The sequence below is a fragment of the Pseudomonas sp. S49 genome (genome assembly GCF_009866785.1).
Lineage (GTDB): Bacteria > Pseudomonadota > Gammaproteobacteria > Pseudomonadales > Pseudomonadaceae > Aquipseudomonas.
This window is the reverse complement of sequence record NZ_CP019432.1, coordinates 4,154,731-4,174,354: the sequence shown is the minus strand read 5'-3', so window position 1 is coordinate 4,174,354 and position 19,624 is coordinate 4,154,731. Positions and strand designations below refer to the sequence as shown.

The 19,624-nt window shown below is 59.9% G+C and carries 22 protein-coding genes; 13 read left to right on the top strand and 9 right to left on the bottom strand.

Going from position 1 to position 19,624, the window contains the following annotated elements:
- Positions 1 to 25 precede the first annotated feature (25 nt).
- The 3 genes from PspS49_RS18310 to PspS49_RS18300 are packed head-to-tail and all read left to right on the top strand — an operon-like array spanning position 26 to position 2,276.
- Positions 26 to 1,048 (top strand): aldo/keto reductase, encoded by a 1,023-nt coding sequence (locus PspS49_RS18310; protein WP_160040908.1) that lies wholly within the window; start codon positions 26 to 28, stop codon positions 1,046 to 1,048.
- The gene (locus PspS49_RS18305) at positions 1,045 to 1,842 is read left to right on the top strand and encodes an SDR family oxidoreductase (protein WP_160040906.1); all 798 of its coding nucleotides are present in this window, start codon (positions 1,045 to 1,047) and stop codon (positions 1,840 to 1,842) included. The genes PspS49_RS18310 and PspS49_RS18305 overlap by 4 nt, the downstream gene beginning before the upstream one ends.
- Before the next feature lie 23 nt (positions 1,843 to 1,865).
- Entirely contained in the window at positions 1,866 to 2,276 is a 411-nt protein-coding gene (locus tag PspS49_RS18300) for an SRPBCC family protein (RefSeq protein WP_160040904.1), read from the top strand.
- Positions 2,277 to 2,405: 129 nt separating this feature from the next.
- Here PspS49_RS18300 and PspS49_RS18295 read toward each other — a convergent pair whose 3' ends face one another.
- The gene (locus PspS49_RS18295) at positions 2,406 to 3,800 is read right to left on the bottom strand and encodes a HAMP domain-containing sensor histidine kinase (protein WP_127928831.1); all 1,395 of its coding nucleotides are present in this window, start codon (positions 3,798 to 3,800) and stop codon (positions 2,406 to 2,408) included.
- Positions 3,778 to 4,461, bottom strand: coding sequence for a response regulator transcription factor (locus tag PspS49_RS18290; protein WP_127928829.1), 684 nt, complete (start codon positions 4,459 to 4,461; stop codon positions 3,778 to 3,780). The genes PspS49_RS18295 and PspS49_RS18290 overlap by 23 nt, the downstream gene beginning before the upstream one ends.
- A 307-nt stretch (positions 4,462 to 4,768) precedes the next feature.
- On the opposite strand from PspS49_RS18290, the gene PspS49_RS18285 reads away from it, so the two are divergent.
- The 5 genes from PspS49_RS18285 to hcnC all read left to right on the top strand — a co-directional run bounded on the left by PspS49_RS18285 (position 4,769) and on the right by hcnC (position 9,680).
- Entirely contained in the window at positions 4,769 to 5,698 is a 930-nt protein-coding gene (locus PspS49_RS18285; protein WP_007914999.1) for a membrane protein, read from the top strand.
- A 226-nt stretch (positions 5,699 to 5,924) separates the two neighbouring features.
- Positions 5,925 to 6,464, top strand: coding sequence for a hypothetical protein (locus PspS49_RS18280; RefSeq protein ID WP_160040902.1), 540 nt, complete (start codon positions 5,925 to 5,927; stop codon positions 6,462 to 6,464).
- A gap of 240 nt (positions 6,465 to 6,704) precedes the next feature.
- A complete protein-coding gene (gene hcnA / locus PspS49_RS18275) occupies positions 6,705 to 7,022 on the top strand; it encodes a cyanide-forming glycine dehydrogenase subunit HcnA (RefSeq protein WP_160040900.1) in 318 nt (105 codons plus the stop codon).
- Positions 7,019 to 8,428 carry a cyanide-forming glycine dehydrogenase subunit HcnB gene (hcnB, locus tag PspS49_RS18270; protein ID WP_160040898.1) on the top strand — a complete coding sequence of 470 codons (1,410 nt, stop codon included), beginning with the start codon at positions 7,019 to 7,021 and terminating at the stop codon, positions 8,426 to 8,428. Before hcnA ends, hcnB begins: the two co-directional genes overlap by 4 nt.
- Complete coding sequence (gene hcnC, locus PspS49_RS18265; RefSeq protein ID WP_160040896.1) at positions 8,421 to 9,680, top strand: cyanide-forming glycine dehydrogenase subunit HcnC; 1,260 nt, start codon at positions 8,421 to 8,423, stop codon at positions 9,678 to 9,680. The genes hcnB and hcnC overlap by 8 nt, the downstream gene beginning before the upstream one ends.
- A 145-nt stretch (positions 9,681 to 9,825) precedes the next feature.
- Here hcnC and PspS49_RS18260 read toward each other — a convergent pair whose 3' ends face one another.
- Positions 9,826 to 11,634, bottom strand: coding sequence for a monovalent cation:proton antiporter-2 (CPA2) family protein (locus PspS49_RS18260; RefSeq protein ID WP_123376652.1), 1,809 nt, complete (start codon positions 11,632 to 11,634; stop codon positions 9,826 to 9,828).
- Between the two features lie 251 nt (positions 11,635 to 11,885).
- Between PspS49_RS18260 and PspS49_RS18255 the strand changes: the two genes are divergently transcribed.
- Positions 11,886 to 12,800, top strand: a complete 915-nt coding sequence (locus tag PspS49_RS18255) for a LysR family transcriptional regulator (protein ID WP_127928815.1) — start codon at positions 11,886 to 11,888, stop codon at positions 12,798 to 12,800.
- On the opposite strand, the gene PspS49_RS18250 is transcribed toward PspS49_RS18255, so the two are convergent.
- Both PspS49_RS18250 and PspS49_RS18245 read right to left on the bottom strand, forming a co-directional pair.
- A complete protein-coding gene (locus PspS49_RS18250; RefSeq protein ID WP_016986234.1) occupies positions 12,790 to 13,560 on the bottom strand; it encodes a substrate-binding domain-containing protein in 771 nt (256 codons plus the stop codon). The two genes, PspS49_RS18255 and PspS49_RS18250, sit on opposite strands and share 11 nt — an antisense overlap.
- Before the next feature lie 12 nt (positions 13,561 to 13,572).
- On the bottom strand, positions 13,573 to 14,865 hold the full coding sequence (locus PspS49_RS18245) for an MFS transporter (RefSeq protein ID WP_077573511.1): 1,293 nt from the start codon (positions 14,863 to 14,865) through the stop codon (positions 13,573 to 13,575).
- 431 nt (positions 14,866 to 15,296) lie between these two features.
- Between PspS49_RS18245 and PspS49_RS18240 the strand changes: the two genes are divergently transcribed.
- Both PspS49_RS18240 and PspS49_RS18235 read left to right on the top strand, forming a co-directional pair.
- Entirely contained in the window at positions 15,297 to 15,605 is a 309-nt protein-coding gene (locus PspS49_RS18240) for an RcnB family protein (RefSeq protein ID WP_127928807.1), read from the top strand.
- 86 nt (positions 15,606 to 15,691) lie between these two features.
- Positions 15,692 to 16,204: a hypothetical protein gene (locus tag PspS49_RS18235; RefSeq protein ID WP_127928805.1), complete on the top strand. Its 513-nt coding sequence runs from the start codon at positions 15,692 to 15,694 to the stop codon at positions 16,202 to 16,204.
- A 1-nt stretch (position 16,205) separates the two neighbouring features.
- On the opposite strand, the gene PspS49_RS18230 is transcribed toward PspS49_RS18235, so the two are convergent.
- Together PspS49_RS18230 and PspS49_RS18225 are read right to left on the bottom strand one after the other, a co-directional pair.
- Positions 16,206 to 16,517, bottom strand: a complete 312-nt coding sequence (locus PspS49_RS18230) for a protealysin inhibitor emfourin (RefSeq protein ID WP_095118301.1) — start codon at positions 16,515 to 16,517, stop codon at positions 16,206 to 16,208.
- Between the two features lie 14 nt (positions 16,518 to 16,531).
- The gene (locus tag PspS49_RS18225) at positions 16,532 to 17,575 is read right to left on the bottom strand and encodes a M4 family metallopeptidase (RefSeq protein ID WP_160040894.1); all 1,044 of its coding nucleotides are present in this window, start codon (positions 17,573 to 17,575) and stop codon (positions 16,532 to 16,534) included.
- Positions 17,576 to 17,717: 142 nt separating this feature from the next.
- Between PspS49_RS18225 and PspS49_RS18220 the strand changes: the two genes are divergently transcribed.
- Together PspS49_RS18220 and PspS49_RS18215 are read left to right on the top strand one after the other, a co-directional pair.
- On the top strand, positions 17,718 to 18,056 hold the full coding sequence (locus PspS49_RS18220) for an FKBP-type peptidyl-prolyl cis-trans isomerase (protein ID WP_127928801.1): 339 nt from the start codon (positions 17,718 to 17,720) through the stop codon (positions 18,054 to 18,056).
- 34 nt (positions 18,057 to 18,090) lie between these two features.
- Positions 18,091 to 18,504, top strand: coding sequence for a hypothetical protein (locus PspS49_RS18215; protein WP_127928799.1), 414 nt, complete (start codon positions 18,091 to 18,093; stop codon positions 18,502 to 18,504).
- 139 nt (positions 18,505 to 18,643) lie between these two features.
- Here the strand turns inward: PspS49_RS18215 and PspS49_RS18210 are convergent, their stop codons facing one another.
- Both PspS49_RS18210 and PspS49_RS18205 read right to left on the bottom strand, forming a co-directional pair.
- Entirely contained in the window at positions 18,644 to 18,913 is a 270-nt protein-coding gene (locus PspS49_RS18210; RefSeq protein WP_116030089.1) for a hypothetical protein, read from the bottom strand.
- Positions 18,914 to 18,915: 2 nt separating this feature from the next.
- Positions 18,916 to 19,296, bottom strand: a complete 381-nt coding sequence (locus tag PspS49_RS18205) for a DUF6124 family protein (protein ID WP_160040892.1) — start codon at positions 19,294 to 19,296, stop codon at positions 18,916 to 18,918.
- Positions 19,297 to 19,624 lie beyond the last annotated feature (328 nt).

Here is a 19,624-nt window from a genome sequence, read left to right as displayed (position 1 = left end):
ACCCAGAACCTACGAGGAAAATCCAATGAGCTTGAAAGACAAACTGCCCGGCCAACTGGGCTTAGGCACCGCGCCCCTGGGCAACATGTTCCGCGCCATCCCGGAAGCCGAAGCGCAAGCCACCGTGCATGCCGCGTGGGATGCCGGCGTACGTTACTTCGATACCGCGCCGTTCTACGGTTCGGGCCTGTCGGAAATCCGCCTCGGCGAAGCACTGAAGCAATACAAGCGCGACGACTATGTGCTCAGCAGCAAGGTCGGCCGGGTGATTCTCGATGAAGTCGAAGACGCCGCTGCCCGTGATCTCGGCGAGAAAAGCGGCGTATTCGAACACGGTCGCCCGAACAAGATCGTCAATGACTACAGCGCCGACGCGACTATGCGTTCGATCGAAGACAGCCTCAAGCGCCTGCAAACCGATCGCCTCGACATCGTCTGGGTGCACGACATCGCGCAGGATTTCTACGGCGATCAATGGCTGGAATACTTCAATCAGGCCCGCACTGGCGCATTCAAAGTGCTGACCCGCTTGCGCGAAGAAGGCGTGATCAACGGCTGGGGCCTGGGCGTGAACAAAGTCGAGCCGTGCGAATTGACCCTTGACCTCAGCGAAGCGCAGCCGGACGGTTTTCTGTTGGCCGGTCGCTACACGCTGCTCGATCACGAACGCCCGTTGCAACGCTTGATGGATTCGGCGCTGGCGCTGAACGTTGAGATCGTCGTCGGTGGCCCTTACAGCTCGGGCATTCTCGCCGGTGGCGCGCACTTCGAATACCAGAAGGCCAGCCCTGAAGTCATCGCCAAGGTCGAGCAGATCAAACGCATCGCCGCTGCTTACAACGTCGATATCAAAGCCACTGCGCTACAGTTCTCGCTGGCCAATCCAGCGGTTGCGGCGGTGATTCCCGGCGCCAGCAAACCCGGCCGAATTGCTGAAGACGTCGCCGCATTGTCAGCCGTTATTCCTGCCGGTTTCTGGCAGGCCATGCGCGACGCCAGACTGGTTTCCGAACGTGCACCATTGCCAATCGATGAGGTGAAAGCATGAAGATTGATCTGAGTGGAAAACTGGCCATTGTCAGCGGCAGCACTGCTGGTATCGGCTTGGGTATCAGCCAGTCGCTGGCCGAAGCTGGCGCCACGGTGGTGGTGATCGGCCGCGACACGGGCAAAGTTGAACAGGCGTTGGCGAGTATTCGCGAGAAAGTCCCGGGTGCGCAGTTGCGTGGTTTGGCTGCCGATCTGGGCACCGCGGAGGGCGCGCAGAAGCTGTTCGCTGCTGAACCGCGCGCGGACATTCTGGTGAACAACCTCGGCATCTTCGACGCCGTGGATTTCTTCGACGCGCCGGACAGCGAGTGGACGCGCTTCTATGAGGTCAACGTGATTTCCGGTGTGCGTCTGGCGCGGCATTATGTGCCGGCGATGGTCGAGCAAGGCTGGGGCCGAGTGATCTTCCTGTCCTCGGAATCCGGCGTGGCCACGCCAGCCGACATGATCAACTACGGCGTGACCAAAAGCGCCAATCTGGCGGTGTCCCACGGTCTGGCCAAACGTCTGGCTGGCACCGGGGTGACGGTCAATGCGATCCTGCCGGGACCGACCTTCACTGATGGCCTGCAAGACATGCTCAAGGATGCCGCCGCCGAATCCGGGCGCAACCTGCGCGATGAAGCCGACGCTTTTGTGCTCAAGGCCCGTCCGACTTCGATCATCCAGCGTGTCGCCGATGTTGAAGAGGTCGCGCACCTGGTCACCTACATTGCTTCGCCGCTGTCCTCGGCCACCACCGGCGCAGCCTTGCGCGTCGATGGCGGCGTGGTCGACAGCCTGACGATCTGAATTCCCGAGAGAGACGTTTATCTATGCCTACAGCATCAGCAACCATCGACATCCCGGCCTCGGCCGATCAGGTCTGGCAATTGATCGGCGGCTTCAACACGCTGCCCGATTGGCTGCCGTTTATTCCCAACAGTGAACTGAGCGACGGTGGGCGCGTGCGCACCTTGCAAACCGCTGACGGCGGCGTGGTGGTCGAGCGTCTGCAAGCGTTCGATAACACAGCGAAGACCTACAGCTATTCGATTGAACAGGCGCCGTTTCCGGCCACGGATTATCTGGCGACGATCAAGGTTGAAGCCCAAGGGCAGGGCGCACGTGTAACGTGGTCGGGGCGCTTCAATGCCAAAGGCGTGAGCGATGAGGAAGTGGTGGCGCTGTTCAGCGGCATCTACCAGGGTGGCCTCGAAGCACTCCGAGCCAATTACCCCGCCTGAGCTGATGATCGTTCCCACGCTCTGCGTGGGAATGCAGCCCGGGACGCTCTGCGTCCCATTCGCAAGCTGGAACGCGGAGCGTCCCTTGAGGCATTCCCACGCAGAGCGTGGGAACGATCATGTCGAGAATCAGGAATTTTCGATCAGGCTCTGCCGACAATCGAGCACCAGTTTCGCCCCGCCCAGATCACTGCTGCCGACTTCAAGACTGAAGCCATGCAAGCTGACAATCGCCGCGACAATCGACAGCCCCAAACCAAAGCCACCCTGCGGCTGCCCACCTTCGGCGCGATAAAAGCGCTGGAACACCGCTTCACGTTCGGCCTCGGGAATCCCCGGCCCTGAGTCGTGCACTTCAATCCGCGTCTGCCCACCCGCGTTGACTCCACGCAGCATCACCGTGCCGCCCGGTGGCGTGAACTTGATCGAGTTGCTGAGCAGATTCGCCAACGCCTCGAACAACAGCGCCCGGTCGCCATTCAGCGCCGGCAATGTTTCCGGCATGTTCAGCTCGAAACGCAGTTCGCCTTCTTCGGCCAGCGGGAGGTAAAACTCATGCAGTTCTTCCAGCAGTTGCACCGGGTCGAGTTCGACAAAACCCGAGCGACGCTGACGATCCTCCAGTTCGGAAATCCGCAACAACCCGCGAAAGCGCGCCATCAGCGTATCGGCTTCTGCGAGCACCAGATCCAGCTGCGCCGCTTCCTGCGAGCCTTCGCCAGCCTGCTGCTGCATGCGATACAACTGCGCGCGCAGGCGCGTCAGCGGCGTGCGCAAATCATGGGCGATGTTGTCGCAAACGCCTTTGACTTCATTCATCAAACGCTCGATGCGTTCGAGCATGGCGTTGACGATCGCGGCGAGCATGTCCAGTTCATCGCGGCGATTGGACAGCGGTAATCGATGAGTCAGATCGCCGGCGACAATCGCCTGGGCGCTGTCCTGAATCGCTCGAATCCGCCGCAACGGTCGGCGCCGCAGCAAATGCCAGCCGGCAATGCCCGGCAGAATTGTCAGCGACACGCCCCAGAACAACGCATGCAAAATGATCCGCGTGACGGCGAATAACGAGCCGTTGTCGCGCAGCAACACCAGCCAGCGGCCGTCGCGGGTTTGCGTGGCCACTGCGTCGCAGCTGTCATTGGGCAAGGTCGGATCATCGGAATTGGCGCAGTCGGCGAGCATGTGGATCTTGCCGTCCAGCGGCAGACCCTCGGGGATCTGCTGCAACGCGCCGCCGAGGTAAACGCCGTCGGCATCGAACAAGCCATAGGCGTCGATGCCGCGAATATCGAAAGTCATGCTGGCGGCGAGCGCGTCTTCCAGCTGTTCGCCGCGAAAGTGCGAGAACAGGTGCTGACGTTGCATCAGCGAATGTTTGGCGAGGTTGTCGAGGTAGCCGGAGACTTCGTAATACATGACCCCCATGAGGATCGCGCTCCAGGCCACAAACAGCGAACTGTACAGTGCCAGCAAGCGGCTGCTGGAGGAACGCCAGCCGTCAGACGGGTTCGGCAATGACATAGCCGGAGCCCCGTACCGTGCGGATCAGCGGCACATGGCCGACGGCGTCGATCTTCTTGCGCAGACGGCCGATGTGCACGTCGATCAGGTTGGTGCCGGGGTCGAAGTGATAACCCCAGACCTCTTCGAAAATCATCATCCGCGAAAGGATCTGGCCGCTGTTGCGCATGAGGAATTCGAGCAACTTGTACTCGGTCGGCAACAGCGTCAGCACTTGTTCGGCACGGCGCGCTTCGTGGCTGATCAAGTCCAGTTCGAGGTCGGCTACCTGCAGGGTCGTCGCTTGAGTCGCGCCGCTGTTCTGCCGACGCAGCAACACTTCAACCCGTGCGGCCATTTCATCGGTGGCGAACGGCTTGGTCAGGTAGTCATCGCCGCCGGCCCGCAAGCCGCGTACGCGCTCGTCGACATCGGAGAGGGCGCTGATCATCAGAATCGGTGTGGCCACGCCCATGGTGCGCAGGGTGGTGACGATGGCCAGGCCATCGAGTTCGGGCAGCATGCGGTCAAGGGTGATCAGGTCGTAGTTGCCGCTCACGGCGCGGTCGAGGCCTTCGCGGCCATTGTCGACCCAGTCGACGTCGAGTCCGTGGCTGCTCAGTTCGGCGACGATTTCCCGTGCGGTCACGGCGTCGTCTTCGATGGTCAAGATACGAGTCATAGGCAGGCCTGCTGATCGGTTCAAACGGAATGGCAGCATTTTGCCAAGAAAATCCGCTGACGCTTTAAATTAACTTTCATGTTCACCTGTCACAAACGCAAATTTCGAGCGTGATGGGTATTCAAGGCCAATGCATAAAACCCGCTGTTATCCGGCAGTTGTTGCAATTTGCAAGGTTTTCGGAAGTTCATTCTTTATAACTGGCTGAAATTAAACGACTTATTTAATTATCGCGACTGGCACGGTCACTGCAATTCCTCTGATGACGAGTTGTAACACCATTTTTCATGCCTGGAGCAGAACAACAATGAATAGATCCCCTGATGGGTTTTATCCCGCCGTTGAAGAGTCGAGCAGCGTTTCGGGCGTGTCCTGGGGCGCGATTTTCGCTGGTGCCGCGGCTGCCGCTGCACTGTCGATGATTCTGGTCCTGCTCGGATTCGGTTTGGGTTTCTCTGCCGTTTCACCGTGGGCCGGAGAGGGCGTCAGCGCCAAGGGCCTGGGCATTTCAACGATAGTCTGGCTGGCGGCGACGCAAATCATCGCTTCCGGTATGGGCGGCTACATCGCCGGTCGCCTGCGGGTGAAGTGGGCGAACATGCACGGTGACGAAGTGTATTTCCGCGACACCGCGCATGGCTTCCTCGCCTGGTGTGTGGCGACGTTGGTCACCGCCGTTCTGGTGGTTGGCTCGGTCAGCAGCGTCATCAGTGGTGGTGTCCAGGCCGGTGCCAGTGTGGCTGGCGGTGCTGCCAGCGCGATGACCCAAGCGGCCGGCTCTGCTGCTGCGAATACCGACAGCAACCAGTACGGCTACTACATCGATAGCCTGTTCCGCGATGACCGCCCAGCCTCCGTCAGCGATGACGCCGCGCATGGCGCCGTAGCCCGCATCTTCGCGCAAAGCCTGGCCAACGGTCAGTTGAGTGCCGAAGACCGTACCTACCTTGCGCAACTGGTCGCCCAACGGACCAACCTGACTCAAGCCGATGCCGAGCGCCGCGTCGATGAGATCTACGCCCGCACTCAGAAAGCCCTGGCCGACGCCAAGCTGAAAGCTCAACAAGCCGCCGACACCGCTGCGAAAGTCGCTGCCTGGACCTCGCTGTGGATGTTTATCTCGCTGTTGGCCGGTGCGTTCTTCGCCAGCCTCGCGGCTACTTATGGCGGTCGTCGTCGGGATGCCGTCGAGTACGTTGAAGTCGACACCTACACCACGACCACTCCAGTCCGTTAAACAAGGAGCATCACCATGCGCTCACTTCTGCTGTTTTTCCTCGGCGTACCGATCCCGATCATCATCCTGATCGCCCTGTTCGTGCACTGATTGCTCCATTGAGGCCCATGCCTCGGCCGCTTCCACCTTCGGGTGGAAGCGGCTTTTTGCTTTCTCCGGGGGCAAAAGCGAGAATCGCCGCCGGAAGTGGATTGGCCGCTTTTACCTCTCTTTAAGGATGAACACGTTGGACAAGAAGGAAATCAAACGCCAGTTGGTTGAGATGCTCGAAGCGGGGCGCTCGAAAACCGAAACGTTCAATGCGTTGTCGGGCGGTGCGGTCAAAGATCGCGTGTTGGCGGCCTGGATCGGCGGGCGTCCGGATCCGGCCCTCAGAGCAAAGCATTCACTCAAAGTCACCCTGCTGATCGTGTTGACCTGCATTCAGGCATTGATCGGCTCAGTCGTCGGTTTCTTCCTGTTCTACGACGCAAGCGCCGGTCTGGCACTGACCATGTTGCTGATCGCTGGTGGCATTCCGTTGTTGTTTGCATGGGGCTTCTACAAGAACGTGGCGGCGGCTTACACCGTTTACGTGCTCCTCACCATCAGTCAGGTGTCACGCATGTTCAAGGGCTATGAGGAAGATCCGCTGTCGACCGTGATTGCCGTCGGCATCACCCTGGCCATAGTGTTCTACGCCGCCTGGATCAAATCCCTGCTGTTCCCGGACCTGGGCTTCATCGGCGCGAAGAAGATCAAAGGGCAGTTCGTCTTCTCCAACTGATCGTTGGACAATCCAACTGCTTTCACTGGCCTGGATCAATATTTCGAGCGGCGAGATCGCCTAACGTAAATGATCCCGGCCTTTGCTGAGGTATGAACTACAGTGCTTCACGCGCACCTTGTTGCGCTGACGGAGTACGCGTCGACGCCCCAATCACAGCAACAATAAACGCGTCGACACGCTGTAGTGCAGCAAGGAGCTGACACCACCTCAACCGAACCTTCACGGATGAACATTGCAATGCACTGCCAACCAAGATCTTTTGATATCCAGCCTTTGGCGCAGGCGGATATGACCGTTCACATCAACGGCCAAGCGGTCACCGCCGCCATCGGCGAAACCGTACTCAGCGTTATCCAGTCCATCGGCGTGCGTCAGATTGCACGCAACGATCACAACCAGATCACCGGCGCCTATTGCGGCATGGGCGTGTGCCAGTGCTGCCTGGTGAAAATCAATGGTCGGCACAAACGCCGTGCCTGTCAGACCGTCGTGCGCGACGGCATGCAGATCGAAACCCAAGTCAACCGCATCACCGCGCAGGAGGTGATCGTATGAGCCTGCAACCGGTGATCGTCGGCGGCGGCCCGGCAGGGATGGCGGCAGCCATCGAACTGGCGCGCCACGGCGTGCGCTGCACCCTGCTCGAAGAAGCATCGCGGCTTGGCGGCGTGGTATATCGCGGGCCGCTGCGTGACGGCGTGCAACTGGATTATCTCGGCCCGCGTTACTCCGAAGCGCTGGGCAAACTGCACGGTGATTTTCAGGAGCAGGCCGGGCTGATCGACGTGCGCCTCAACCATCGCGTGGTCGGCGCCGAAGGCACCCGCGCCTTGGTGGTGCTTGATGGCGACGAGCAACTGCACGAAATCGAGTACCCGCAATTGCTCTTGGCCGCCGGTTGCCACGAACGCAGCGTGCCGTTTCCGGGCTGGACCTTGCCGGGGGTAATCATGCTCGGCGGTCTGCAACTGCAAATCAAAAGCGGTGTGGTCAAGCCGCAAGGGCCGGTGATCATCGCCGGCACCGGGCCGCTGCTGCCGCTGGTGGCGACGCAGTTGCATGCTTCGGGCGTCAGCGTCGCGGGTGTGTATGAGGCTTGTGCGTTCGGCAAAATCGCCCGCGAAAGTCTGGCGTTGCTGAACAAGCCGCAATTGTTTCTCGATGGTTTGAGCATGCTCGCCTACCTGAAACTGCACGGCATCCCGATGAACTACGGCTGGGGCGTGGTCGAAGCCCACGGCGAGGGCGAGCTGAAAAGCGTCAGCGTCGCGCCGTACTCGGCCACTTGGGAGCCGGACATGTCCCGCGTCGAGCGCTTCGAAGCCAAGACCCTCGCGGTCGGTTACGGCTTTATTCCGCGCACGCAACTGAGTCAGCAGATGGGCCTGGATCACGGCTTCAGCGACGACGGTTACCTGCGCGCCAACGCCAACGTCTGGCAGCAAAGCAATGAACCGCACGTGCATCTGGCCGGCGACATGGGCGGGATTCGCGGTGGTGAAGCGGCGATGCTCGCTGGCAAGATCGCGGCGACCTCGATTCTGCTGCAACGCGGCGTGCTCGAAGAAGAGCTGGCGCGGGTTCGTCGTGACCGTTACCTGAGCAAGCTCAAAGCCATCGTGCGCTTCCGTGCTGCCGTGGATCGCTACACCGAACGCGGCGTTGGCCAGACCGCATTGCCTGCCGCCGACACGGTCATTTGCCGTTGCGAACACGCCACCCGCGCTGACATCGACCTGGCGCTGGAGCAGGGCGTGCAAGACATCGCCAGCCTGAAAATGCGCACCCGCGTGAGCATGGGCGATTGCCAGGGGCGCATGTGCGTCGGCTACTGCAGCGACCGCCTGCGTCAAGCGACCGGACGCAAGGACGTCGGTTGGCTGCGCCCGCGTTTTCCGATTGATCCGATTCCTTTTTCCGCGTTCCAGTCTGTCGGCACGGAGGCCGCTGCCCATGAGTAAGTTCTATGACGTGGTCATCGCCGGTGGTGGCGTGATCGGTGCGTCTTGCGCCTATCAATTGTCCAAACGCAAAAACCTCAAGGTCGCGCTGATCGATGCCAAGCGCCCGGGCAACGCGACCCGTGCTTCGGCCGGCGGTTTGTGGGCGATCGGTGAGTCGGTCGGCCTCGGCTGCGGGGTGATTTTCTTCCGCATGATGTCGGCCAACCGCAAGCGCGAAACCCAGGGCGCGGCGGTGGCGGTGGACGCGAGCACGCCGCATATCCTGCCGGAGTCGTTTTTCGATTTTGCCCTGCAGTCCAACGCGCTGTACCCGGCGTTGCACCGAGAGCTGAAAGACAATCACGGCATGGATTTCAAGTTCGAAAAGACCGGGCTGAAATTCGTTATCTACGACGACGAAGACCGGCTCTACGCCGAGCACATCGTCGGCTGCATTCCGCATCTGGCCGACCAGGTGCGCTGGCTCGATCAGGCGGCGCTGCGCGAGTCGGAGCCGAGCGTCAGCCATGAAGCACGCGGGGCGCTGGAGTTTCTCTGCGACCATCAGGTCAGCCCGTTCCGCCTCGCCGACGCCTACATGGAAGGCGCGCGACAGAACGGCGTCGATATTTTCGTCAACACCAACGTCACCGGCGTGTTGCATCACGGCAGCCGCGTCACCGGGGTGCAGACGGCCGAGGAGGGCGTGTTCCACTGCAAGACGCTGATCAACGCCGGCGGTGCCTGGGCGGCAGATTTGAGCGAATGGGCGACGGGCATTCGCATCCCGGTGAAACCGGTGAAGGGTCAGATTCTGCTGACCGAGCGCATGCCGAAAATCCTCAACGGCTGCCTGACCACCAGTGACTGCTACGTGGCGCAAAAGGACAACGGCGAGATCCTGATCGGCAGCACCACCGAAGACAAAGGCTTCGACGTCACCACCACCTACCCGGAAATCGCCGGGCTGGTGCAGGGTGCGGTGCGGTGTCTGCCGGAACTCAAGGATGTCAACCTCAAGCGTACTTGGGCGGGGTTGCGTCCGGGGTCGCCGGATGAGTTGCCGATTCTCGGGCCAATGCGTGGGGTGGAAGGGTATTTGAATGCCTGCGGGCACTTCCGCACCGGGATTCTGACCTCGGCGATTACTGGCGTGTTGCTGGATAAGCTGGTCAACGATGAACCGCTGCCGCTGGACATCACGCCGTTTCTGGCAGACCGGTTTGCAGCAGCCCCGGTCAAGCAAGTGCTGGAACTGGAACTGGTCTGACCTTGGCAAGATGATCGTTCCCACGCTCCGCGTGGGAATGCCTCAAGGGACGCTCCGCGTTCCAGCTTGCGAATTGGAACGCAGAGCGTCCCGGGCTGTATTCCCACGCGGAGCGTGGGAACAATCGGCAGGTTTTGTGCGGGGCTCAGGTTTGGCGGGATTCTTCTTCGAGTTGATCCGATTCGAACAACCGCGCCAGTTCCGCCCGGGCTTCCTGGGCGGTTTGCAGGACTTTGGCCGCGTCGTCGTAGATCGCGTGCTGTGCCTCCAGCACTTGTTCGTCGTGGTGCTTGAAGCGCTTGATCCGCGCATCGGCCTGGGCCTGGGTCAAACCGAGGCCGACCAAGGTGCGCCGGCTCATCTCCAGACTTGAGTAATACGTCTCACGAATCGCCTCCGCGCCAACATCCACCAAGCGGTGCACATGCTGACGGTTACGTGCCCGGGCGATGATCTTCATGTGCGGATACAGCTTGCGCACCACCTCGGCGGTCTTGATGTTGGTGTCTGGATCGTCCGTGGCAATCACGAAATATTCCGCCTCGCCAACCTTGGCCGCATTGAGAATTTCCGGGCGCATCGGGTCGCCGTAGAACACCGGCACACCGCCGAAACTGCGCGACAGTTCGATGGTTTCCACCGAAGTGTCCAGTGCGACGAATTTGATGTTCTGCGCACGCAGAATCCGCGCGACGATCTGGCCCATCCGGCCCATGCCGGCGATCACCACACGCGGGGTGTCAGTGTCGATCTCACGGTATTTTTCCGGCACTTCCACCGGCTGCACTTTCGGGCTGACCAGCCGCGCGCAGATCAGCAGCAACAACGGCGTCACCGCCATCGACAGGGTGATGGTCAGCACCAGCAAGTCATACAGGCGCGGTTCGAACAGACCCTGATCACGACCGATCTTGAACACCACAAAGGCAAATTCACCACCCGCCGCCAAGACGATACCGAGGCGTATTGCACTGACCTTGTTCAAGCCACCGGCCAGACGTCCGACGACGAACAGCAGCGGCAATTTCAGACCGATCAACAGCAGCGTCAGGCCCAACACGGTGATCGGCGCGCTGAGCAGCAAACTAAGGTTGGCGCCCATGCCGACACTGATGAAAAACAGCCCGAGCAGCAAACCTTTGAACGGCTCGATCTGCGCTTCCAGCTCATGGCGATATTCCGAATCCGCCAACAGCAAACCGGCAAGAAACGCCCCCAGCGCCATCGACACACCGACCAGATCCATCAACCACGCCGTGCCGATCACCACCAGCAACGCCGTGGCCGTCGACACTTCCGGCAGACCGGTTTTCGCCACCACGCGAAACACTGGCCGCAACAGATAACGCCCACCGACCACGACCACGGCGATACCGCCGAGCACTTGCAGCGCGTGATTCAGACTTTCGGCATTGCTGGTGTCGTGTGCACCACCGGCCAGCATCGGCACCAGCGCAATCAACGGGATCGCGGCGATGTCCTGAAACAGCAGAATCGCAAACGCCAACCGCCCGTGGGGGCTGGTCAGTTCCTTGCGCTCGGCCAGACTTTGCAACCCGAATGCCGTCGAGGACAGCGCCAGGCCAAGGCCAAGCACAATCGCGCTGTTCAGCGGTTGGCCAAACACCGACAAGGCCAACACGCCAATCACCGAAGCCGTCAGCAGCACCTGCGCCAGACCGACGCCGAACACCGATTTGCGCATCACCCACAAACGTCGTGGCGACAGCTCAAGACCAATGATGAACAGCAGCAACACCACACCCAGTTCGGAAATGTGCGCGACGCTTTGCGGGTTGCCGATCAGGCCCAACACTGAAGGGCCGATGATTACCCCGGCAAACAGATAACCGAGCACGGCGCCCAGTTGCAGACGTTTGGCCAAAGGCACGGTGAGCACGGCCGCGAACAGAAAGACGACGGCGGCTTGCAACAGATTGCCTTCATGGGGCATGGGGGGTTACTCCTGACAACGGTACGGCGGGGGGTGACAAGGATAAGGGCTACAGCGACTTTTCATCCACCGAAGATCCCCTGTGGGAGCGAGCCTGCTCGCGAATGCGGAGTGTCAGCCAGCATAGTTGTCACTGACAGAACGCATTCGCGAGCAGGCTCGCTCCCACAGGGATCTTGGTTTTAACCTGTAATAATTTGCATCAATTAGTTACATTTATAACCTCTGCGTATCAATCCCCGAGTCCCGTCATGGCCATCAACTTCGACCTCAACGATCTGCAAGCCTTTCGCGCCGTGGTCGAGCAGGGCAGTTTCCGCAAGGCCGCCGACACTGTGCGCCTGTCGCAACCGGCGTTGAGCCGGCGCATCGAAAAGCTCGAAGACGCCCTCGGCGTCAAACTCTTCGAACGCACTACACGCAAGGTCAGCCTGACCCAGGCCGGGCGCGGTTTCATGCCCAGCGTTGAGCGTTTGCTCGATGATCTGGATGTCGCGTTGCTGGGCATCAGCGAAGTCGCTTCGACCCGTTTGGGCCATGTCACCGTCGCTTGCGTGCCTTCGGCGGCGTACTACTTCATGCCCCGCGTGATCGCGCGCTATCACCAGCAATTCCCGCGCATCAAAGTCAAAGTGCTCGACTCCAGCGCGCACGATGTGTTGAGTGCGGTGGTCAATGGCGAGGCGGATTTCGGTTTGAGTTTTCTCGGCACGCAGGATGCCAAAGTCGAGTTCGAACCGCTTGTGCAGGAGTGCTACGTCGTCGCTTGTCGCCGCGATCATCCGTTGGCCGAACGCAGCAGTGTGAGCTGGGACGAGTTCTATCAGCAGGATTACATCTCGCTGGACAAGACCTCCGGCAACCGTTTTCTGCTCGATCAGGCGTTGAGCACGGTGGTGCCGCAGCGTTCGAGCATCTGCGAAACCCGGCATGTGACAACGATGATCGGTCTGGTGGAGGCGGGGTTGGGTGTGGCGGCGGTGCCGCTGATGGCGATGCCCGGGCCGGATCATCCGATCCTGACGCGGGTGCCACTGACCGATCCGCAAGTGATGCGCAGTGTCGGCATCATCAAGCGCCGGGGTCGTACGCTGACCCCGGCGGCATTGGAACTGGAGCGGCTGGTGATAGAAATGAAAGTCCAGCCGCCTACGATCAGCGCTTGACCGAATCCAGTCCGGTGGCCTGCACGTCAGCTTGCGCGGCCGGCGCGGCGAGGTAAGCGAGCAGCGCTTTGGCTTCTTCAGGATGCTGTGCGCCGACCGGAATCCCGGCGGCAAAACGCGTTACCGACTGCACTGATTCCGGAATTTTCGCGACGAAGCTCACGCCCGGCACCGGCAGCAATTCGCTGACCTGCTGGAAGCCCAATTGATAGTCGCCAGTGGCAACCACCGAGCCGACCGGGATTTTCGCGATCATTTTTGCCTTCGGTTTCAGCTGATCTTCGATGCCCAGTTTCTTGAACAACTGCTGCTCGATGTACACGCCGCTGGCGCTGTCGGAGTAAGCCACCGACTGTGCGTCGAGCAAGGTTTTCTTCAAGGCGTCGACGCTGCTGATGTCCGGTTTCGGCGCGCCTTCGCGCACCACCAGGCCAATCCGCGAATCTGCCAGCTCAACGCGCGAGGCCGGGTCGACCTTGCCTTGCTTGATCAAGTCATCGAGGGCGTAGCCGACCATGATCACCACGTCGGCGTGTTCACCGCGGGCGAGGCGATTGGGGATTGCCTCCGGCGCCTTGCCCATCGACGGGCCGAGGCTGGTAGTCAGCGTGTTGCCGCTGGTGGCAGCGAATTTCGGCCCGAGAATCTTGTAGGCAGCAGTGAAGCCGCCGGAGGTCATCACGCTCAATTCTTCGGCCTGGGCCGCGAGGTTGAACGCGAGACCGGCGAGCAGGGCGGTGACAGTAAACAGTTTTTTCATGGCGAGTTTTCCTCAGGCCGCGACAGGTTGCAGACGACCACCGGCACGGCGGTACAGATAAAGAGTGGCGCACAAGGCACACAGCGCACCGATGCTCATCCAGTAACCCGGCGCGGCTTTGTCGCCGGTGTACTGGATCAGGAAGGTCGACATCGCCGGGGTGAAACCACCGAAAATGGCGGTGGCCAGGCTGTAGGCGAGGGAGAAACCGGCAACGCGCACCTCGACCGGCATGATCTCGGTCAGCGCCGGAATCATCGCGCCGTTGTACAAGCCGTAGATAAACGACAGCCACAACAGCGACAGCAGCATGTGGCTGAAGCTCGGCGCCTGCACCAGATACGACAGCGCCGGATAAGTCGTGGCCAAGGCCAGCAGCGACATGGCGATCAGCACCGGACGACGGCCGATACGGTCGGACAACAGGCCGCCAATCGGCAGCCAGAAGAAGTTCGACACCCCGACCAGCAAGGTCACCAACAGCGCGTCCGAAGTACTCAGATGCAGCACGGTTTTGCCGAAGGTCGGCGCGTACACGGTGATCAGGTAAAACGCGGTGGTGGTCAGCGCAACCATCAGCATGCCGCCAAGTACCACGCCCCAGTTCTGGCCGAGGGTGCGGAACACTTCGCCCATGCTCGGGCGGTGTTTGCGTGCAGCGAATTCTTCGGTTTCCGCCAGGTTACGGCGCAGGAAAAAGATGAACGGCACGATCATGCAGCCAACGAAAAACGGAATCCGCCAGCCCCAATCGGCCACCACCTCCGGCGCCATCCACGCGTTCAACGCATAGCCCAACGCGGCGGCGACAATGATCGCCACTTGCTGACTGGCCGACTGCCAAGCGGTGAAGAAACCTTTGCGGCCCGGCGTGGCAATCTCGGCGAGATACACCGACACACCGCCCAATTCCGCCCCGGCCGAGAAGCCTTGCAGCAAGCGCCCGATCAATACCAGCGCTGGCGCAAACAGGCCGATGCTTTCGTAACCGGGCACCAGCACAATCAAGATCGTGCCGCTGGCCATGATCGACAGGGTAACGATCAAACCTTTGCGTCGACCGACATCATCGATGTACGCACCGAGCACGATGGCGCCCAGCGGACGCATCAAAAAGCCTGCGCCGAACACCGCAAAGGTCATCATCAGGGAAGCGAACTCACTGCTCGCCGGAAAGAACACCGCCGCGATCTGCGTGGCGTAGAAGCCGAACAGAAAGAAGTCGAACTGTTCGAGGAAGTTGCCCGAGGTCACCCGGAAAATGGCGCCGGCCCGCGAGCCGTTGTGTGGGATTGAGGCTGTCATAGAAAAGTACTCCACCGCTTTTATGACGTGCGCGACGGGAGGGCGGCGCACGGTTTTTATTGAGGCGGATGGTGGCTCAGGTGTAACAGGATGTTAATTGCATTGTTGGCATGGATTGATGTGCAAAGTGGATCAATTCGTCTATGTCGATACCGCGGACCATTGTGGGAGCGAGCCTGCTCGCGAAAGCGGTGGCCCAAACAATGAAGATGTTGAATGTGCCGGCCCCTTCGCGAGCAGGCTCGCTCCCACAGGTTTTCGTGGCAACTGCAAATTCTGCTTACACCACGGAATCTGTAGGCCTGCGCCTGCTCGCGATAGCGGCCCAACTGACAACTACAATCCCCAGCCAGCCCAGGCAAAAAAACAAGGAATGATTCCCGAACCCGGCAGTCCGAGTTCAGGTAGCACACATCTCAGGAGGTTCACCGATGAACAGCAAAACCCTAATCGCCAGCCTGGCCCTCGTCGCCGGCATTGCCGGGATCAGCCCACTTGTTCAAGCGGCGCAAACCTCAAATGAACAGGCCGTGCAATCGCCGACCAGCGATCGGGAGTTGAAGGTCAACGACCGTGCGCCTGAAATGTATCAGCGCAAGGACAAGGCCCTGCAAAACTGGAAAGCCAAAGGTCTGAAAGCACCCATCGATCAGGCCCAATGGGTGCAGATCAACGACAAGTACGTGATGGTGATGATTACCAACGGGACAATTGTCGAGATGCAACCGGTCGAGCGTTAACCCCGGTCATAATTGGCCACGGATGGCCGATTGCATTCGAACGCCGTTCCTGTAAAACAGCGGACCTCTGGATAAGGGGCAAGGGATTGGACAAGAAACCGCTTTACCGCAAAATCAACACTCGCACCTGGGGTGTTCGCCGCAATGATTTGGTCGCCCGTTACCGCGATCAACGCAATACCAAAACCGCAAGCCGCAGCGAAGCCATGCGAAGTTCGATGCATCCAGGCAAGCAATACGGAAGAGACTACACCCCGCTTTTTCGCTTCTTGTTGTCTCGCGTTGGCGGTCAATGGGATTCCATTTTCAGCGAGGCTGTCGCGCGACTTGATCAATCGGCCCCAGTGTTCTGGATGGTTGCCATCGATGAAGAAGATCGTCAGGAAATCGTGCGATTGGGTGAATCCAGTTATTTCAGTGGGCTGTATGTCGACGAGCAGAATCGCCTGCAAATGGTCAATCCGAATCTGAAGGCGCAGGACATGACGCCGCGTTGCGAGTGCTGTACGCATACATTCAACGGTGTTGTTTTCGGCCAAACGGAAAGCTTTGGCCCACGCAAATTGCCAGGTGTCGGTGCAGAAGACTCGCCTGCATGAATCACAGCAACTCCCCCTTGTCCCACAAATGCACCAGATCCCCCGGCGCCCGATCCTCCGGCACCTTCAACACCATTTCCCCGGACTGATAGCGCACTTCTATCTGATAGAAGCGTTGATCCCCACGTCCGGATTCGCTGCTGTCCAATGGCAGGCAGCCCTCCAGCACCGAGCAGATCCTTGAACGCTGACTGATGTCGCATTGTGCAAATTCGATTTCACGTGGGCGGCTCAGGCTGTGAATCGCTGCAACGCCACCCTGGCGAGATACGCGCAAAACGGAATCGTCATCCAGCTCGGGTAGCGTTTTCATACAGCCTCCTCGAATTATTCGATGCCGACCTGCGCCCAGGCTTGCTGCACTGCGTCGGTTGCTTCAGCGCCAAAGCGCTGGCCCGCGTGGTCGATGGTCAATTTTGCGAACGCGTCAAACGTTGCGTCCTGGCTCAAGCGGTTATCGCAAAGCGTGTCGTACCAGATTCGTCCGGCCTTTTCCCAGGCGAAGCCGCCAAACGCTCGGGCTGCCAGATAAAACGCGCGGTTGGGGATTCCTGAATTGATGTGCACGCCGCCATTGTCTTCGCTGGTGATGACGAACTTGCGCATGTGCTCCGGTTGCGGATCCTTGCCCAGCAACGGGTCGTCATAGGCCGTACCGGGGTGCGACATCGAGCGCAGACCCTTGCCCTGGATCTTCGGCATTAGCAGGTCGGCGCCGATCAACCAGTCTGCCTGTTCGGCTGTCTGGCCGAGAGAGTATTGCTTGGTCAAGACGCCGAACACATCCGAGAGCGACTCGTTCAACGCGCCGGACTGGTTGGCATAAATCAGCCCGGCCTCGCTTTCGGTAACGCCGTGGGCCAGTTCATGGCCGATGACGTCGAGCGAGCGGGTGAAGCGCTGGAAGATTTCGCCATCGCCGTCGCCAAACACCATTTGCGCGCCATTCCAGAAAGCGTTTTCGTAACCCTGGCCGTAATGCACGCTGCCGATCAGGGCAAAGCCCTGATTGTCGATCGAATCGCGACCGAACACTTTCCAGAAGAAATCATAGCTGGCTCCCAGCGCATCGTAAGCCTCGTCGACCGCCGCATCGCCACTCGGCGGCTGACCTTCGAGGCGCACGAGCTGGCCCGGCAAGAGCATTTTGTTCTGCGCATCGTGCACGCTGCGTTCGGCCAGGCCGGGCTTGCTCTTCTCGGGCAGGATCGTCCGTGCCGGGGGTTGTGCGGGTGCGCCTGGATTGGGCAACAGGCTGCGTACATGATTGAGCGTGAGCATCGCTGCCGTACGTTGCGGCGCTGAACCGTGAGCGATGATGCGGTTGAGGATGTAGGGTGGAATAAAACTGCGCAGTAGTGAGTCGGTCATCAGAGCTTCCCTGGCTTAATGCGATGTCGATAAACATGTGAGCAGCGACGCGAGTTTCGGTTCCATGGATTGCCATTGGCAACGGATTCTGCGAAAAACGCCAACCGCGCCCGACCGGGCCAACCACAAAGAGTCCACGAACATGACAGATGAACTGCAGGTAATCGATCTTCAGGTCGGCGAAGGCAAAGCCGCCGTCAAAGGCGCACTGATCACCACCCAATACACCGGATGGCTGGAAGACGGCAGCGAGTTCGATTCTTCCTACAGCCGTGGCAAACCTTTTCAGTGCGTGATTGGCACCGGGCGGGTGATCAAGGGTTGGGATCAGGGCTTGATGGGCATGCAGGTGGGGGGCAAACGTAAATTGCTGGTGCCGGCGCATCTGGGATATGGCGAGCGGACGATGGGCAAGATCCCGCCGAATTCGAATCTGGTGTTTGAGATTGAGTTGTTGGAAGTGCTGACGCGGGAGGATTGAAACCGGGTCTTTTTTACGCTTGGGAATAAATGCGATGGATGTGTGGCAGGTGGTTTCACAAGTTGCCGATTGGCTGGTTGAGAGGCATGCGACTCGCAGGGGATCGACCTACAACTATATGTTGTTCGTTTCCGCTGCCGCTGCAGTTGGCAGCTGGGTAGTCGCGAAAGAACTGCTCGCCAAACGCAAGGCTCTCAAAGCAAACGTGTCTGAAGCTCTGCAAAATGAAACGTTACGTGCGATGTCCTTTGCCCAGGAGGATGGGCGGCCGGTCAAACGCACTGCGACGTTGGTCCGACAGGCAGAAACCTTTTTCGTCACGGTCATTCGCCATGACGATGAAGAATGCGTGGAGTCATCCAGTGAAGCGTTGCACTCGCTGGACGATGTCGACGTTTACTTGCGTGACCACACACCCTTTATCCTCGCGGATTTTCGAGCGTCGTGACTCACGCGTCCGATGTAGAAAGAACGCTTTCGCGAGCAGGCTCGCTCCCACATTGGCACGGCGGTGTACTCAAATACCGCGAGCAACCGCGAACAACTGTGGGAGCGAGCCTGCTCGCGAAGAGCGATCACGCGGTCAATCAGGCTGCGTGCGCCATCTCGGCCAGTGTGTCGGCCACGGTTCTTTGCAGTGAGGGGAACCGGCGGGTGACGCGGCGCAGTGCGGGTAGCACGGCGTCGATTTCCAGTTCATCGAGTTGGGGAAGGACGGTGACGGCGGAGGCGACGATGGATTCTCGTTCGCTTTCGAACAGCACCAGGCAGGCGTTCTGTGCCCAGCGTCCGTCCCGTTCGTTGAAACCCATCGCCACCAGTGCCGCGACGACCTGTGCATCTGTTTTATTGGACATGATTATTGCCTCAGGGCGGGGTCGATTTTGTCGAGGGCGCGGTTGACCGCGAGTTCGCCGAGCATGACCACTTGCTGGATGCCGAGCACGGTGTTGCGGTAGGGCGAGTCGAGCAGGGCTGCGAAATCGCTGAGCATGACGCTGGCCGAAGCCATGGATTCGCAGGCGTGGGCCATGAGGTCTTCGGCGCCGGTGTTGGGGTCGACGAGGAACATGGTGCTGGGTTTGCGTGGAGGCGCTGGGGGCGTGGGTTTCAGGTAGTGGTCGAGGGCGCGTTCGGCGGCTTCGTGGAGTTTTCTGGAGCCCGGTGTGGAATAGGGGGACGTTGGATTTGGATCGATTTCTGCGTCTGTTTCGGGCGGATTTGGTGTGATTTTGAACATGGTGTAGTTTTCCAAAGTGATGCTGACACCACCTCGCGACTAAACGAAAAGGTGGCAGCTATACGCAGGTTAGTCGACCGGGAACTCCACCAAAACCGGCGCACCCGAAGGCGCCCTGCGCACAGCTACCATTGAGTGAGGTATCGAAATACCTACTGTCTGGAACGTTGTACAGTTTAAGTAGATTACCGAGCGACTAAACCCGATCACTGAACATTCAGTGACGCGAACCAAGTTACCGGCAGCCCCCAAGCCGCACAAGCCGGCGGATTCTGGCGTAGTTGTAGGCAAAGGCGCAAGGCGCTGTAGCCTCATGGCTGATGTCTAA